This is a genomic window from Variovorax davisae (assembly GCF_030316845.1).
Taxonomy (GTDB): Bacteria; Pseudomonadota; Gammaproteobacteria; order Burkholderiales; family Burkholderiaceae_C; genus Variovorax; species Variovorax davisae.
The window spans coordinates 295,927-312,502 of the sequence record NZ_JASZYS010000003.1; the positions used below are offsets into that span (position 1 = coordinate 295,927).

Annotated in this window: 11 protein-coding genes and 1 pseudogene; 7 read left to right on the forward strand and 5 right to left on the reverse strand. The window is 60.7% G+C overall.

Translation table 11 applies throughout. The features are described from left to right. Positions 1-1,526 precede the first annotated feature (1,526 nt). Together QTI33_RS08890 and QTI33_RS08895 are read right to left on the reverse strand one after the other, a co-directional pair. A complete protein-coding gene (locus QTI33_RS08890; protein WP_286505418.1) occupies positions 1,527-2,423 on the reverse strand; it encodes an ion transporter in 897 nt (298 codons plus the stop codon). A 237-nt stretch (positions 2,424-2,660) separates the two neighbouring features. Further along, positions 2,661-3,401 (reverse strand): mechanosensitive ion channel family protein, encoded by a 741-nt coding sequence (locus QTI33_RS08895; protein WP_286505419.1) that lies wholly within the window; start codon positions 3,399-3,401, stop codon positions 2,661-2,663. Between the two features lie 407 nt (positions 3,402-3,808). Between QTI33_RS08895 and QTI33_RS35110 the strand changes: the two genes are divergently transcribed. The 4 genes from QTI33_RS35110 to QTI33_RS08905 all read left to right on the forward strand — a co-directional run bounded on the left by QTI33_RS35110 (position 3,809) and on the right by QTI33_RS08905 (position 6,710). After that, positions 3,809-3,886, forward strand: a complete 78-nt coding sequence (locus tag QTI33_RS35110) for a hypothetical protein (RefSeq protein ID WP_353506328.1) — start codon at positions 3,809-3,811, stop codon at positions 3,884-3,886. Positions 3,887-3,935: 49 nt separating this feature from the next. Then, positions 3,936-4,268, forward strand: coding sequence for a non-homologous end-joining DNA ligase LigD (gene ligD, locus QTI33_RS35115; protein WP_353506315.1), 333 nt, complete (start codon positions 3,936-3,938; stop codon positions 4,266-4,268). 58 nt (positions 4,269-4,326) lie between these two features. Next, entirely contained in the window at positions 4,327-5,286 is a 960-nt protein-coding gene (locus tag QTI33_RS08900; RefSeq protein ID WP_286505420.1) for an IS5 family transposase, read from the forward strand. Positions 5,287-5,984: 698 nt separating this feature from the next. Continuing rightward, a complete protein-coding gene (locus tag QTI33_RS08905; RefSeq protein WP_286505421.1) occupies positions 5,985-6,710 on the forward strand; it encodes a hypothetical protein in 726 nt (241 codons plus the stop codon). 476 nt (positions 6,711-7,186) lie between these two features. Here the strand turns inward: QTI33_RS08905 and QTI33_RS08910 are convergent, their stop codons facing one another. Genes QTI33_RS08910 through QTI33_RS08920 form a run of 3 tightly spaced genes read right to left on the reverse strand, consistent with a single transcriptional unit; the run spans position 7,187 to position 10,919 of the window. After that, positions 7,187-9,526 carry an arylsulfatase gene (locus QTI33_RS08910; RefSeq protein WP_286505422.1) on the reverse strand — a complete coding sequence of 780 codons (2,340 nt, stop codon included), beginning with the start codon at positions 9,524-9,526 and terminating at the stop codon, positions 7,187-7,189. Between the two features lie 4 nt (positions 9,527-9,530). Continuing rightward, a complete protein-coding gene (locus tag QTI33_RS08915; protein WP_286505423.1) occupies positions 9,531-9,932 on the reverse strand; it encodes a DUF1214 domain-containing protein in 402 nt (133 codons plus the stop codon). 30 nt (positions 9,933-9,962) lie between these two features. Next, positions 9,963-10,919 (reverse strand): DUF1254 domain-containing protein, encoded by a 957-nt coding sequence (locus tag QTI33_RS08920; protein ID WP_286505424.1) that lies wholly within the window; start codon positions 10,917-10,919, stop codon positions 9,963-9,965. Between the two features lie 277 nt (positions 10,920-11,196). Here QTI33_RS08920 and QTI33_RS08925 point away from each other — a divergent pair, with 277 nt between their 5' ends. The 3 genes and pseudogenes from QTI33_RS08925 to QTI33_RS08935 all read left to right on the forward strand — a co-directional run bounded on the left by QTI33_RS08925 (position 11,197) and on the right by QTI33_RS08935 (position 15,054). Then, positions 11,197-11,778: a hypothetical protein gene (locus QTI33_RS08925; RefSeq protein ID WP_286505425.1), complete on the forward strand. Its 582-nt coding sequence runs from the start codon at positions 11,197-11,199 to the stop codon at positions 11,776-11,778. Positions 11,779-13,163: 1,385 nt separating this feature from the next. Then, positions 13,164-13,949: pseudogene (locus QTI33_RS08930) on the forward strand (autotransporter outer membrane beta-barrel domain-containing protein); the annotation flags it as partial. A 310-nt stretch (positions 13,950-14,259) separates the two neighbouring features. Next, a complete protein-coding gene (locus tag QTI33_RS08935) occupies positions 14,260-15,054 on the forward strand; it encodes an autotransporter family protein (protein ID WP_286505426.1) in 795 nt (264 codons plus the stop codon). Positions 15,055-16,576: the final 1,522 nt, after the last annotated feature.

The window sequence follows — 16,576 nt, forward strand, 5'->3', positions numbered from 1 at the left end:
ACGGAAGCGGCGGTGGTGGATACAATGCTGTGCGGCGCGGGCGCGCACCCCCCTTGAAATACAAGAGTCGGCCGACAGCGCACGTCAATGGCGGGTCTGCACGCGAGAAGCGCTCCGCCGATCGAGACCCGTTCGCTACCTGGAAGTTCATGTCCCCACATTGCGAGATGCGCTGACGGGCAGCTTCGCCTGAACTCGCTCCTAATCCGATGACATTCTTCATAGCGATGCAGAGGGCATTCGGCCGATTGCAGCGGATCGCAGTTGTTTGGCGCTTTAACGATCGCAGGAACTCCAAGCACTTCACCGATCGATGGGAGTACGGCGGAACAAGGCCGAGGTCTCTTGTATCAATAACCTCTGCTACAACATAATGACTCGCCTTATCGTTACATCGGAAGACGGTGGCCCCGTTCAATGGGGTAACCCCGTTTACTTTCGCGTCCAAGCGCGTGCGATAGCGCGAGCAGAAATCGTCTTGCTCGGTGAGGGGGGACGCCATCTGCATATCGAGGGATTTTGTCCCCTTGGCATCAGTGCGGCCCATGACATTGCAGTGCGGAAGGTGGCGTTGCTTGAGCTTATCTCGCATGCACTGACCGCGGAGCGAAATCTTTGCAGGATCACCGTTTCGTTGGCCTGCCGCGCGCTTGGTGAACAGATTGACGTTTCTGAAGCAGTCGCCCGAGTCTCATTTCTTCGCGGCTTCGGTGCCACAGATATACACGCTAAACCTGACATACCTCAGACGAAATCCGGGCAATTCGTCGTAGACGCAATCTGGAAGCGCAGTCCCATTGCCATGCAAAAACTCGAAGTGTCTCTAACCGCGGAGCGGACGGCATACCATCAGTTCATCACCTCACCAACGCGTTTGCGACGCACCAGAAAATGGTTGCAAACTGTCCAGAAGGGAGTCGGATGCGACCCACGCTCGTCCGCACAACCGTTGCCGTCTTCCTTGCCGGGAGCAAGACATTCTTCGTGAGTTTGGATTCAGGGGCTTGCGGCTCGGTTCTTACATTCACTTGACTTGGCCTCGTCCACGCCAAACATGCCCACTTCTGCATCCGGTCGGTGTCCATCGAAGAGGTGCGTGATCCAGCACGCGACGTCCGGCCTGTGCGATGCCCGCATCCAGCTTCTCGACGTGATCTCCATAGGGCAACAGTCGCTTGTCCGATCTGCCGGTAATGGGCCTTGACCTTGGGGCTCCTCTTGCAGGCGGTTGTCGGTGGCAGGAATGGCCAAGGGCTGCTGCGAGCGCACCCTGCCCGGCGCCGATTTTCGATGGCTGACTTGCCCCGGATGCGAGACCAAATGAAATTACACAGCTCTTCGTCTTTACAAGCCGTGGCGCACGCCGAACACAAGCCGTTCCTGCGCGGTCGTGTCTTCGAACTCACGCTTGTGGCATCAGTGACAGACGCGCCCATGGAGCTCATGTTACCGACCAAGGTTTGATTCATTGGTGACTCCACAGTCGGAACGCGAGAAAAGCTACTTCCTTTTTCATGGGCAATGCACTACTTCTCCAAACCCGGCACACGTCCGTACGGCCTTTTCGACATCCCATTTAGAAGCGCACGCCGCTTGGCTGGCGAAAGCCGCTTTGGTATCGGCAAAGCAGGATGCGAGGAAGCCTTGAAGGGCGACAAGGGGGCGGTATCGCCAGCGCCCCTTCTCGCTAACTCTGCAGTCACTATACCGGTGGGCACGGCCAAGACACCCCACCCAAGGAGCATCATTATCGAAGCAATGGCCCGACCCACATCGGTCTTCGGAACAAGATCTCCAAATCCAACAGTTGACATGGTAGAAATCGCCCAGTAGACGGCCACTGGTATGCTGGTATAGCCGTTGTTGGGGCCCTCGACTACATACATCAAAGTGCCCATTATCAATACGACTAAAGACACGAAGGCAACGAAAACCGTGATTTTTCGGCGACTTGCGGCAACCGCTGAAGTTAACGCAATGTACTCTAAGGAATAGCGAGATAGCTTGAAAATTCGAAAAACACGGAGTAGCCGCAGGATACGAACGTCAATAAGGTAGGCGTACTGGGGGGCGAGAACAATTAAAAAAGATGGCAGAAGCGCAAGCAGGTCTACGATTCCATAAAAGCTCATTGAATATCGCAAGGGCCGACGCACGCTGGCGAGGCGCCCTACGTATTCAATCGTGAATAGGAATGTAAAAATCCATTCGAGAACTAAAAATGAAAAGCCCCAGCGGTCATGAATGGCTTCCACACTGTCCAATATCACAACTGCCACACTTGCGATTACCAACCCGATCAGAAGTAAATCAAAAAATCGCCCGGCGGAGGTATCGGCTTCGAAAATCGTGACAAAAAGAGACCTGCGCCAACCACTTAGCGGCCTGCCAAATTTGTTTTCTGTAGCGGCCGGCAAGCTCATGACCGCTCCCTAAGCTGGCCGCCAAATATATACGTGGGGAAGGACATTGAACCTCTGTTTTTTATAAAGCCAGCGTTCGCGCAGCGGCTCGCTGCATCACCCCCCCGGGGAGTACATCTAATCAATTTACCAGAGGTCTGTAAGGCGGGAGCATTTGAATTGAAGTAGTGCTTCGCCTTCCCTCCCGCAGCGGACAATCCATCTGGAAAGCCTGGCATGAAAAGTACCAATAATTCATTATTCAGAGCGTATGGAAGAGCTCGCTTGGTCCGCAGCGGTGGCAATTTTCGGCCCCGCGTCCTCGCCGCGACGGTACCATTTCCGCACGATTTCTTCGGCAACGCCATGCCCACCCCAACCAAAGGCAATAGCTGCTGCTAAGCCAGCCGACCCCACGACGACCATGAAAAGCGTGTTTACCAAAGTTTCTGCTATCCCGATTTGATTGACAGCAATAACAATCGCAAAGCACCAGATGGCGATGGAGGCGACTTTGGCAAGCGTATCGGGGTTGTCAAATCCGGCTTCAGATGTCGCGCCGCGCACAAGCGATGAGGCTGCGTTGGCAAGCAAGCCTCCTATTACCAAGACAACAAGTGCAACCACCAAGTTTGGCAGCCAAAGCAGCAGTTGCCGGAGAACGCTAGAGACCGCCGGAAGCCCCAGCGCATCGAAAGCCACAACCATGACAATGAGGCGGATAAACCACTTTGAGATCAACGCCAAGAAGCCCGACGAGTCTGTTTGCATTCCCATCCGTTGGACAAAACCCGCGAAGCCAGCCTCGCGCGCAAGCATTTCGAACTTCACAGCATGCAGCAGTCCTCGAATCAATTTCTCGAGCAAAGAAGCTACGATCCAACCCAGAACGATGATGACTGCGAATCCCAGGACGCGAGGTATCGCTGCGAAGAAAAGGGCTAATGCCCCCGCGAGAGAAGCCATCGCTGCGTCGCTCCAATCGGTTATAGCTGTCATGTTCATCTCCGATAGTTGGAACTGCAGATCAACGCATGCGCTCGAGGGGCAGAAAGTAGGACAAAACTCCTTAAAGCTAGTAGGAGGTTGCGAGTGGCAGCTTCATCGCCAGGTCCGTCTACTTCCTCCGTCAAGCCCATCCGCGACTCATCACCCATTCGCGCTACTGGGTGGGGGCGAAATCCGCGTTCCCGAGTCGGTAACCGTTCCGAACGCGCGGCCCCACCTCATGGCAATGCCTTGTTCCCTGGTCCGCGGTCCCACCGGCGTCGCGTCGAACTGTTGTTCCAGCAGCACGACGAGAAAATCAGCCTCCCAAGCGTCAAAGACGTTGATCTCGGTCTGTGGCCGGGTCTGGTGCGCTTCTCGAAATCGGTTCAGCCCGTGCCCTTGCATCTGCTGCGCAGATGAACGTCATCGAGTTCCACACGTGGAACTCCACTGCAAGGAGCATCGACAAGCCCCACCGGGTGATCTTCGACTAGTCCAGGCGAAGGCATCAGCTGGGAGCACGTCCAGGAAGCCGCCGTACTCGTGCGCACGCTGCGGCCAATTGGGCTTCAGGCCTGGTTGAAGACAAGCGGCGGCAAAGGCCTGCACGTCGGCTGCCGACACGACTACGATACGGTCAAGGGGTTCTCGCAGAGCCGTGGTGCAGCCATGGCTAGGGCAATCCCCGCCAAATTCGTGGCCAAGAGCGGGCCAACCGGGTGGCAAGCTGTTTGTCGACTATTTGCGCAATGGCCATGGCGCACCACAGCGTCTGCTTTCTCGGCTAGGTCCAGGCCCGGGCTCGGAGTGTCGCAAAGCTCAAGAGCGGATTACTGGACCATCGCGACAGCGCGCGAGCACCTAGGGAATCTCTGATCAAGTCCACCGCGCTCTGAGTTGCAGCGTTGTCATCCCAGGCAACAGGAGACGGCGGATGAAGCAGATCAGCTTGGCGCGCGGCGGGTTCGATCAATACGGCAAGACGACCAAGCGTGCGGCCTTTCTGGCCGAGATGGATCGCGTTGTGCCGTGGGCGCAGTTGTGCGCGTTGATCGAGCCGCACTACCCCAAGGCTGGTCGCGGTCGCCACCCGGTGGGCCTGGAGCGCATGCTGCGCATCCACTTTCTGCAGCACTGGTTCAACCTGAGTGATCCGGCCGTGGAGGAGTCGCTTTATGAGTCCAACTCCATGCGCGAGTTCGTGGGCATCGACCTGGGCCACGAGCGTGTGCCCGACGAGACGACGGCGCTGAAGTTTCGTCACCTGCTGGAGCGCCACGATCTGGGACGCCAGATCTTCGAGCAGGTGGGCGCTCATCTGCAAGCGCAGGGCTTCAGGCTGAGTACGGGCACCATCGTGGATGCGACGCTCATCGCAGCGCCCAGTTCCACCAGGAATGCTTCGGGCGCGCGCGACCCGGAGATGAAGCAGTCCAAGAAGGGCAACCAGTGGTACTTCGGCATGAAGGCCCATGTGGCGGTCGACGCCCGTAACAAGCTCATTCACCGGGTGGTCGCCACCTCGGGCAACGTGCACGATAGCAAGGTACTCCCTGAGCTTCTCCACGGCAAGGAGACGGCCGTGTGGGGCGACGCGGCCTATGCGGGCCAGAGCAAGGTGCTCGAGCAGCATGCCCCCTGGGCACAAGACTTCACGCAGCATCGCGGCCGTGCGTACAAGTACCTGAGCCAGATGCAGCGCGAGATCAATCGTCGCCGCTCAAAGGTGCGAGCCCGGGTGGAGCACGTCATCGGGATCATCAAGCGCATCTTTGGCTTTGCCAAGGTGCGCTACCGGGGGCTGGCCAAGAACGGCAATCGCCTGTTCGTGGCAGCCGCCTTGACCAACCTCTTCATCGTGCGCCGACCACTACTGGATGCCCTGCGGGCATAGGTGCGTCTACATCGGCCCTATCGCGCGCCAACAGGGGCGGCCAGCGCCAACTCAACATCGATTTCAAGCTCCAAAGGCCCAAACTTGCGTGCGCCATGCCTGAAATCAGGGGCTGATCAGAGCCTCCCTAGCGTTTCAGACCCTCGATCTTGGGGCCGGTTACTGGCAAAAACGGCCTCCTTCCAGGGCGATGAAGCTCCTCGTCGTAGCGCAGGCGATGCTCGGGCTTATAGTCCTCGGCGCTCGGTGCCAAACGTCGCAGCCTTTTGACTTCCTGCCGCGGACAGACGCGGACCCAAGCTCAAGATCCGTAAATCAGTTTAAGCCTCATAAAAATGATGAACCCGCCTACAGCGGCTGATCGCTTTCCTCTCCTCACGGGGATTCGCACGCAAAGATGTCCCGCTCTGCGCATGCATACGTACGCGGCAACACCCAGCGCTTCTACGAATGGCTAGCCTCGGCAGTGCGCGGGCTCTGTGTGCACCGGCCCTTCCCTGGGTTTTTGGCCGGTCTGCCCGCCGGCAATAAACAAGCGTCAATTGCGAGGACGCCGTCCTACATGGCGAGGCGCGGCGGTGTGCGATCTTCCAGCGGTTCGTGCCTCTGAGCTTCTTCTTCGATCGCAGAGAGACGCTTGCGCACCCGGTGCGCAGAAAGGGGATTCCCTTGAAACGCACTTCGTCGCAACTGCTTTCTTGGGCTGCACGTGCAGTGCGGCTTTCGGTCAGCCAACAACCCTCTCTCGCCAACTCTGGCCTGAACCTCCAGAATCAATATACGGCCGCTACTACGGCCTCGACGATGCGGACGGCAACGCCTTCCTACTGCGCGGCACCCTGCCACACAAGCTGTTCGGCGCGCCGCAGTTGCTACGGGCGACGTTCCCGGTCGTCACCTCCCCCGACTCCGACCTCACAGGCGGCAGGCACACCGGCGTGGGCGATCTCAATCTGTTCGACCTCTTCCTCTTCAAGGAAGGCAGCGTCGAACTGGGTATCGGCCCGCAGTTGACGATTCCGACCGCGAGCCGCGACGAGACCGGCACCGGCAAATGGCAAGGCGGCTTCGCCAGTGTCGTGATCGCGCCCCAGAAATGGGGGCTGCTCGGCGGCCTGCTCACTTGGCAGAAGTCCTTCGCAGGCGACAGCGACCGGCCGTCGCAGCACAACGCCTCGATGCAGCCGTTCGTGATCTACAACTTGCCGAAGGGGTGGTACCTGCGCAGCACGGCGACGTGGAACTTCAACCTGCAGAACGGTGACTACGCGATCCCGATCGGCATTGGCGCCGGCAAGGTCTGGAAGGGCCAAGGCGTGACTTACAACCTCTTCGCGGAGCCTCAGTGGACAGCTGCGCACGAAGGCAATGGGCAGCCGAAGTTTCAAGTCTTCTTCGGCCTGATTTTGCAGTTCCCACTGTGATGACCTCGAGAGTGACAGACGTCGGTTGCGTCATCATGCTCTCACCATGCTGGATGGAGACCACCGGCAAATCCGTCACCTTTCATCTGTCCCCACGCGCAATTGCCAAAGCGCAGCGGCGTCATAAGACTTTGCCAAATGCATCACTATCGAGTTCCCGCCGACCACACTGAGGCAATGTGGTGAAGGAACCATTGGCAAGTTAAGAACTGGAGTCCCGGAGACCTTCACATCGGAATCGGTAAGATGGATGGTATTTCCCGGGTCGGCTTTGATCATTCTGCTAGCTGCGCTTTTGCCGTATTGCCGAAGTTGCGTTCCGAGCTTCGTAGGCTTGGGCCGCTACTGATGACGATGCTCTGCCTCTCCGTTATCCATATGATGATCCACGGAATCGGAAGAGGGGAACACATCCACCCCCTACTCAGATAAGTTCGACCTTAAGCAGAGCAGATGCCGCTGGAATCCATAGACGCTCAATCCCTAGCAAGGGCGGCCGCCATGCGGCGTTCCAGATTCAGATACGAGTCACTGCCGATGTCGAATACGACCTTGACGACACGCCCGGACTCGAACCGGAACTGCGAGCCGTATGCGCTGCTGACCGCGTCGCCGCCGTCGTAGCCAACGCATAGCCCCTCGCCACAAAGCGAATAGCGGCCGGTCTGGGTGCGAAACGGCGCTTCCGCCACCACCTGTTCGTCCACGTGGAGGCTCATCCGGCCCAGGGTCTCGCCCAACTCGCTGATTTCGTCCCTTGCGAATGACACGCCGACGATGTGCTGGCCCAGCTTCGGCACCTCGCAGACTAGACGCTGCTCGGGCGGGATGCCCAGGAAGTTGTAGACGTAGAACAGGCGCCCGTTCTTCACAAACAATGACCAGCCGCCGAATCGAGAGCCCTGCGCTACGATCACGCCCCGGCTTGCGCCAGTGAACTCAACCTCGGCCAGCATCTTGAAGGACACGCCCAGGGTGCGCGCGGCCGAGGCCTCGGGCACCTCGGTCGTGTCCGGGTAGTAGACATAGCGGTCGCGCTGTGGCGCGTGGTACTCCGCCTCATGCATCGCGCGCACCCCCAAGTCGATCAAAGGAAGAACGTTGTTCTTCTGGGCCTCAGACATCCAGAGCTCGATCATGTCCTTAAGTTTTTCTGGCTGCTCGCCTGCCAAGTCGTGAGCTTCCGCCCGGTCCACGTCGGTGTTGAACAACTGCCACGCATCCTGGTCGAAACGCCCCTGGTCCGATGGTAGCGGCGCATGAAGGGAGGATGCCTTCCATCCCTCGTGCCAGATGCCGCGGGTGCCGCACATCTCGTAGTACTGCGTCTTCTTGCGCGTAGGCGCAGCCGCATCGTCGAAGGTGTAGGCCATCGAGACGCCGGCGAGCGGCGTCTGCTTGATGCCGTCGATGGCCTCAGGCATCGGCACGCCGCAGCATTCGAGGATTGTCGGCACGATGTCCGTACAGTGGTGGTACTGGTTCCTCACCTCGCCGCGCGCCTTGATGCCCTTTGGCCAGTGGACGACTAGCGGATCGCAAGTGCCGCCGGCATAGGAGGCGTAGCGCTTGAACATGCGGTACGGCGTCGAGAAGGCCACCGCCCAGCCGGTCGGATAGTGGTTGTAGGTGTCGGGGCTCCCCAGGCGGTCGAGTTGGTCCAGGTTGCGCTTCACGTCGTCCGGAAAGCCGTTGAAGAACAGGTTCTCGTTGACCGAGCCGCTGGGACTGCCCCCGCCCGACGCGCCGTTGTCCGCGCAGTAGAAAATCAGCGTGTTGTCGAGTTGGCCCGACTCCTCGAGGTAGTCGATGACCCTTCCGATCTGGACGTCCGTGTATTCCGAGAAGGCCGCATAGACCTCGGCCATGCGGCTGAAGAGACGCTTCTCGTCGTCGCTCAGGCTCGCCCACGGCCGCACCATATCGCCCTCGGCGGCGATCTCCGGCGGCATCGGGTTGATCGGCGTGAGTTCGGTGGCCGCCGGCATGATGCCGCGCTCGACCATGCGCGCGAGCACCCATTCCCGATAGGCCTCGTAGCCGTCGTCGAACTTGCCCTTGTACTTGTCGATGTATTCCTGAGGCGCATGGTGTGGCGCATGGTTGGCGCCCGGGCAGTACCACATGTACCAGGGCTTGGCGGGGTCGCCCTGTTTGGAGTCGCGGATGAATGAGATTGCCTTGTCGGCGATGTCCTTGGAAAAATGGTAGCCCTCCTCGGGCTGGGCCGGTTGGTCGACAAAGTGGTTGTCCTCTATCAGCTCCGGATACCACTGGTTGGTCTCGCCGCCGATGAAGCCGTAGAAGCGGTCGTAGCCGAGCCCCAATGGCCAGCGCTTCTTCGAGGCGCTCATGCCGAAGGCATCGACCGGCACGTTGTGGTTCTTACCGATCCAGAAGGTGCTCCAGCCGGCATCGCGCAGGATAGTGGCGATGGTTCCATTCTCTAGCGGGATGTGGCCGCTGTAGCCAGGAAAACCTGTCGCCGCCTCAGAGATGGTGCCGAAGGCGTTTTGGTGATGGTTTCGCCCGGTCAGGAAGCACGATCGGGTCGGCGAGCACACCGCCGTTGTGTGCCACTGGGAATAGGTGAGGCCGTCCTTGGCGAGCCGGTCCATGGTCGGCATCTGGATGCGGCCGCCATAGGGCGACCAAGCGGCCTGGCCCGTGTCGTCATAGAGGATGACGAGGACGTTGGGCGCATCCTTCGGCGCTCTGGCGTCAAGGAAGGCGTCCCAGTCGGCCTTCGACTCGCGCACGTCGAGCTTGATCGATCCTTGAAAGGAGCGGGGCATCTTTACCTCCTTGAACAGCACGGTTTCAGTCTTGCAGCTCTTCGAAGTCGCCGGGCTTCCAGGCGCCGTCGAAGGCCGCCTGCGTCGGGCCGTAGATCCGGAAGTAAGCAAACCAACCCCTTCCGGGCATCGTCTTGATCCAACGATGCTCCGAACCAGCCGGCGCCGCCGGCCCGAAGCACAGGTCTACCGAGGCGCCAGTCGCATCCTTGACCTCGAACATTGAACGAAGGGCGGCCTTTTTCTGGTCGGTCTGGATCTGCGAGCGCGTATCGCTGTCGTAGACAGTGACAGACCAGAACAGCTTGTCCGGGACGGGCAGCGGCACGGAAAGACGGTAGCTCTTCGCGCCGTCCAGGTAGGCGCCTGAGCCGTCCTTCAAGCCCAGCCAGTACAGCGACCCGGCTTGTGGATCGCGCCGAAACATGGCCGGCGATGCGCCGATGGCCTGGTAAAACTATTTTGTGCGTGCGTCCACGTCCAGCCGGTCGGCGGTGTTGAAGTCGCCGTCCTCGAAGCGCAGGCTCGCCCACTGCCACTGGCGCCCGGGCCAGACGATGCGGTCGGCGCGCCGATCGGCAAAGGACATGACACGCATCTGGGCATTGGCCTGCACCGCGGCCGCTTCCAGGATGCGCCGCATCCGGTCATCCGGGGCGAAAGGCTGGCCCTTGGCAATGCCGAGCGATGCCAGCAACCCGTATTCGTTGTGGTAGCCGGTGAACAAGGGTTCCTCCTCCACGGCTTGGCTCAACTGTTCCCAGAATCGGATGTTGGCCTCCCACGCCACCGGCGTGGTGTCCTGGACCTGGCCCGTCACGTCCAGCCACTGGGGCACTTCCCAGGGCGCCGCCGGATCGAGCGGATAGACCTTGATTGTCTTCAACCGCTCCTTGGCATCCTGCACGTCCCCATTCACCGGCAATGATCGGGCGCCCACCACCTGCCGATTGCTGCTGGCATGATGGACGTAGTAGCCATTCGTCGGCAATTCGCCGTCGAAGCCAGGCGGGACCAGGAGGTGTTTGCCGCCCTTGCCGGCGTCGGGCCCCGGCAGGCCCATGTCGGCAACCCACCGCTGGTTGACGTCCATGGAGCAGACGATCAACGGCCCCGGTTGAAGCTCCACCACCAGCGGCCCGACCGAAAGATCGAGCATCAGGGGCCCGTAGGGCGTGTCAGAGTTGGCAGTGAACACCAGTTGTTCAGGCGCGCAATCCAGGATACCGAACACCCTGTTGGCGACCACGCCGATCTGGGCATTGCCGCGCACAATCGCCATTCCCGATACGGTGGGGTAGAAGAATTTGTAGACCTCGATCGCGCGGTGCAAATCCGCCGCGTCATAGGCGGCGGCAATGGCCTCGCCCGTCGGGCAGCCTCGAACAAACGTCAGCATGCTCTCGTCAGACATGGGTGTCCTCCGCTTCGGCGCGCCAGAATACCCGGGTCGCCCGAGGAAAGCCAGTGCCTTGGCACCTTGTAGGTCGTGCTTGGGATGGCCCTCTGCACCTTAGTGCAGACTGGCGTGCCTCAAGGGCCAATTGCTAAACACCTTCAGTCGGAACCCAATGGCGTCTTGGGCACCGTCGGCCCCCGAGACGAGGCTCTTGCCATCTTGAGATGGGCGTTGGTTTGTTGCGCCGCTGAACTGGCCCTTCCGCCGCTGACTAAAAAGACGCTGGAGGCAGATGAACATGATGTCCCCGTGCACCGCAGCGCTCTTGCTATTCACCTTTGCGTTTTTGACAGAGAGTTCTTCCGCTCACGATGTGAGGGACACCCCGCCTGGCGCTTACCAATCGGCCCAGTGTCAACAGGCCACGCAGTGCCCCCTGTTTGACGATGTCTATGCGCATACGCCGGCGTTTCGGCATGCGCTGTCATTAAACCTGCGCCATGGCGGCGAGGTCGTGCCGGAATGGGTGAAGGACAAACTGCCCAGCCGCCGGCGGGAGGCGAATGCCTCACCCCCCGGCCCAGCCTCGACGGCCCCCACGATGCTGCCCCTGCGCATCGACGATCGCCCCTATATTCTGGGACAGATGAGCGATCCACAGGCTCAGCGACACCGCCTCGTCGCGTTGTACGACACGGAGCGTGGGTTCGCCACCATTTACTACACCAACGAAGGCGGCAAGGCCTCGCTGCTCGGGGACACGACGGAGATCCTGCGCACGGTGATGAACGACTACCTGAACGCGGATTCGGCTTTCGCCCGATCGCTGGCGAGTCCGGACGTTGTATTGCCGATTCCCGTGGTCAGTCAGTAGCGACTGTCATGGCGCGCCAACAATCCGTTCCGCCTTCACATGGGAACGCGGCTATGCCGCCTCGTCTCGACAATCGTCGCTCGCATTCCTGGATACGGAAGCCTTCCGCCACAGGCCACGCATATCTGCCGGTGCCCGAGCCCGCCCGAGGCGGGCGCTTGCAGATGTCCTGTCTCGCGAGCATCGTGGCCGGTGCCCTGTTGCCTCTCGCCACCTCGACGCAAGCCCAGACGATCGTGGGCCCCGGCAATGTCCCCCCACCTCCCCTGCCGGCCAACGTTCCGGCAGGCACGAGCACGACGGTGGTCGGCAACACGACGATCACCGCTCCCCTGAGTACGGCTGCCACCAACGTCTCGGGAGGCGCGCTGACGCTTGATGCGACAGCCGGACCGATTACCGTCCAGACCGTGAACGGCACCGCGCTGGGAGCGACAGGCGGCAGCATCGGAATTCCGAATGGCGGCGTGACGGTCTCGACGACCGGCGTTGGCAGCGCGCTCGTGATTTCGAATGCCACCGCAGATATCACCGGCCTTACCGTCAACAACACTGGGACCGGCAGCGGGCATGGCATCCTGGCAAACCCTGGCGCCACGATCACCCTGCGCAGCGGAAATTCCATCGGCGTCGCCGGCACGAACGCCGTCGGCATCGGCGCCAACAACGGCGGCATCGTCACCGCGACAAACCTAGTGGACCTCAACGCAGGGCGTCCCGACGGATTCGGGGCTTTCGGAATCTATGTGCGTGGCCTCGGCAGTGCGGTCTCTCTGCCAGCGAATTCTGTGCTGAACCTGTCAGGCCTGCAGGCAGTCGGCGTGACTTCGGCCGGAGCGGTCATTCTTCCCGGCGCCATCGGTCCAGGCCTCACGATCAACCTTAACAGTGCCAGCGCGGCTGGGGCATCAAGCACAGGCGTGTTGGCCACCGCCGGCGGCACCGTGGCGCTCCAGGACATTCGCGTGCAGGGTCCCTACGTCGGCGCAGGGGCATGGGCGCAGGGGGCTGGCAGCGTCGTGACGCTGTCGGGAGTGAATACGATCACCGTCACGAGTGCCGCGAACCCGGCCTTCAACACCGTAGGGATCTGGAATCCGACCGGCACTCCGATCTTCACGGGCGTCACCGGCTTCTCGTCCGCTGCCGGACTCCTGGCGACGCAGGGAGGGAGCATCGTCAGCAGCAACACGACGGTCAATGTGCCAGTCTCCCCGCTGGCGGGCCAGCAACCCGCTGCGGGGGCACATGCATCGAACGGGTCTATCGACCTGACGAACAATACGGTCCACACCACCGGCGCGGGCTCGTACGGCTTCCGGATCGATTCGGGGCAGATCACCGCACGGGATTCGCGCGTGACGACATCCGGTGGCGGCGTCGGGATGTTCATCAACTTCGGGCCGGGCACGATCGACCTGTCGAACACGACCGTGCAGGCGACCGGGCCGAACACCACTGGCCTGTATTCGCTGAATGGCACTCCGGGCTTTACCAACACGGTTCGGATCTCGGGCGGCGGACTGAGCAGCGCCCAGGAGATCGCCATCGGGGCGCAAGGTCCACTCGACGTCACGGTTTCCAATGGCGCAACGGTGTCGGGAGCGCAATATCTCGTGGCCGCCTTCGACCAGGGGACCTTCTATCCTCAAGCCACCGTCGTGAGGCTGAACGCGTCGGGCAACAGCGTGCTCAGCGGCGACGCCAGGGGTGCGCCCGCGAGCATCCTGGACATCGGCCTCGCGACTGGCTCGCGTTGGACGGGCGCGGCCTTCAATGCCACCAATGCTTCGGTCGACGCCACCAGCACTTGGAACGTGACCGCCAGCTCCTTGCTGACCCGACAACTCGCCAATGCAGGCCTTGTGGCCTTCACGCCGCCGGCCGGCGGCGCGTTCAAGACGCTGACCGCGCAGAACTATTCAGGCAATGGCGGCGTGATCGGCCTCAACACCTTCCTCGGCTCGGACAACTCCGCCTCGGACAAGCTCATCATCAACGGCGGCACGGCATCTGGCGCGTCGTCGGTGCGCGTCACCAACGCGGGTGGCCCAGGGGCGCTCACGCTCGCGAACGGAATCCTGGTGATCGATACGGTCAACGGGGGCACCACGCAGGCGACCTCCTTCGCTCTCAATGGAAGAGCGTTGGCAGGCGCCTATGAGTACCAGCTTTTTCGGGGCGGCTTCGCGGGCTCCAATCCCAATGCCTGGTACTTGCGCTCGCAGCGCAATGACCCGCCCGTCCCTCCTCCGCCCAACCCGGACGTCAACCCGCCGGTTCCACCCCCCGCTCCGCTCCCGCCAGCGCCGCTCTACCGTCCAGAAGTCGGCGCGTATCTGGCGAACGAGCGTAACTCGGCGGGATTCCTGGTCCATAGCCTTCACGACCGTCTGGGCGAGGCTCAGTGGACCGAGCAGCAGACCTTTCAGGACGACAACCCGAAACGCAACTCGGTGTGGATCCGTGTGGTCGGCCGCGATGTTGATTTCAACCAGCCGGGACGGCAACTTCGACGTTTCGAGCCGAACTTGGCTTGTGCACGGGGGCGCCGAGGTTGCCCAATGGAGCATGTTCGGGGCCGACGACCGTCTGCACGCGGGCGCAATGATGAGCTACGGATGGGGCTCCAGCGATGGGCTGGCCGCCGGCAATCCGTACCGCGCCGACAGCGATACCCAGGGCGTGAGCGTGGGCCTGTATGGAACGTGGTACCAGAACGATGAAAGTCGACTGGGCTGGTACACCGACCTGTGGGGCCAGTACGGATGGTTCAGCAATCATGTCGACGGCCAGGCGCTGCCATCGGTCAGCTACGACTCTCGCGTGCTCGCCCTGTCCGCCGAAACCGGCTACGCATGGCTGCCGAGCAAGTCGCTCGACTGGGTCGTGGAGCCGCAGGCGCAAGTTATCTGGGTGCGGGGAAGCCAGGATGGCATCGTTGAGACCAACGGGACGCAGATCGGCGATTTCCGAGGCAGCGGGTGGATTAGCCGCCTCGGCGTGCGGGTGCACCGCACTTGGATCGACGAGAAAGGAAATCGGACGCAGCCCTATCTCACGCTCAACTGGTGGCATGACGCGGTGAACGACCAGTTGGCGTTCAATGGCTTGCTGATGCGGGATCTCTATCCTCAGGACCGCTATGAGATCAAATTAGGTGTGGATGTCCAGCGTCGCAAGGGCTGGAGCGGGTGGGGCAACGTGGGCTGGGAGTTCGGCAGTCAGTCCTACCACGCTTTCACGGGACGGCTCGGCGTGAAGTACACGTGGTAAAGGCGAATGGCATTCGTCGCGCTCAATTTGCAATGGGTATGTTACAAGCTGCTTGATGCATGAGCAGAGCAGCCCGCGTGATTGGTTCACGCGAACTCGATCTTGCCTTCGCGCGGGGCTAGATCCCGTGCCCCAACTTTCCAAGCTCCGATTTCAGCGGGCGCGTCTTTTCTCTATTGATCATGTTGTCCTTCAGCGTACAGTCGGTGGTGTACTTTGAAATCACATGAAGCTCAATCGAAAAGTCAGAAGCAAGAATAGCGTTGTGCGAAGCGCGCTACGCTGGGTGCTTGTTGCCATTGTGCTCCTTTTGATTGGAGTTGGCACTTTTCATTACATGCGGGACCAGGGAATTTGAAAAATCTAGGTTGATGCGTCCCGGCGCGTCAGTCATGGCTGTCACGAAGTATCTCCGACCTCTTATGGTGTCTTGTCTTTTACCGTTTAAAGTTTGGAAGAGGAACGGTCACCGGCGCTGGTAGGGGAGTTAGGAGTCCGCTTTTGAGCACCTAAGCGGATCCCCGATGCCGGGGACTGTTCCTCCCCATGCCGGCGGTCCGCTCGCGCCGCGGTCCGGGTATCGGCAATCCAAGCTTGGGCTTCTCCCCCTTGAGTTGTGTCCCGTCCGACTCCTGCGTGGCCGTGGAGAGCCCGCACATGTCCGTCCCGCTGCGGGATATCCCGCATGAAGGCAGATCAGCCATCCATGCCAACCCCAGGACCTACACCGGCATTTGTGCGCGCGCCTGACGACGGGATGCAGCCCATCACGGGAGAGCCGGCTAAACCCGACTTGAGTTCCCGGAAGGTCTAACCCCTGCCGAAACTGCGAAAAACTTTGGCCCCTACGGCGGGCTGGGGCGTCAGAGAACTTAGCCACAGGGAACGCGCTGCTTCAAGGGCTTGAGCCGTAGTCGCAAAAGTCCTCTCGCTCCGCAAGGGCGGCAAAGACGACTCGCGCTCAATGGCACCAATGATTGCAGAATTGCTATATACCCAGATTACAGCGACGGCTGCGTGACCGTCTTTGGCCAGGTGAAGTCTGACCTCCTTATAGCTCGGCATACTCGCCTTTCATGTTAGGCCCACTTGGTCTCTAGGCGTCGTCTGAAGGTGACCGCCCTTGGGCACGTTCGTGTAAACGCTATTCTTGTTCTCCATACGTACGTGCCTCGGATCGCACCATTTCGCGGGAGGCTAGCGCCATCGGGCTTTTGTGTGGGGTTGGGCACGCCCGCAGGCGTCTTCGTACTCGCTTGGCCACCGACAGCAGGTTCAGGTGCAGCAGGTACGGGGGTCTGCGCAAGTGATAGTACTGCCGAAGTGAGCAATGCTGAGCACGCGACTACGGAAAAAATCTAGCGGTCCATAAAAGTCCTTTCAGTCTAAAGACGGCAAATCTGCTTTTTTTTGCGAGAGGCCACCATTGTTGGTGGCGTGGGTGTATTACGCTGCCCAGATTTCCCGCTCGGCGCCGAGTTCATCAGGTCTACGTCGAAGAGCACGGATCACTGGCCAGCCA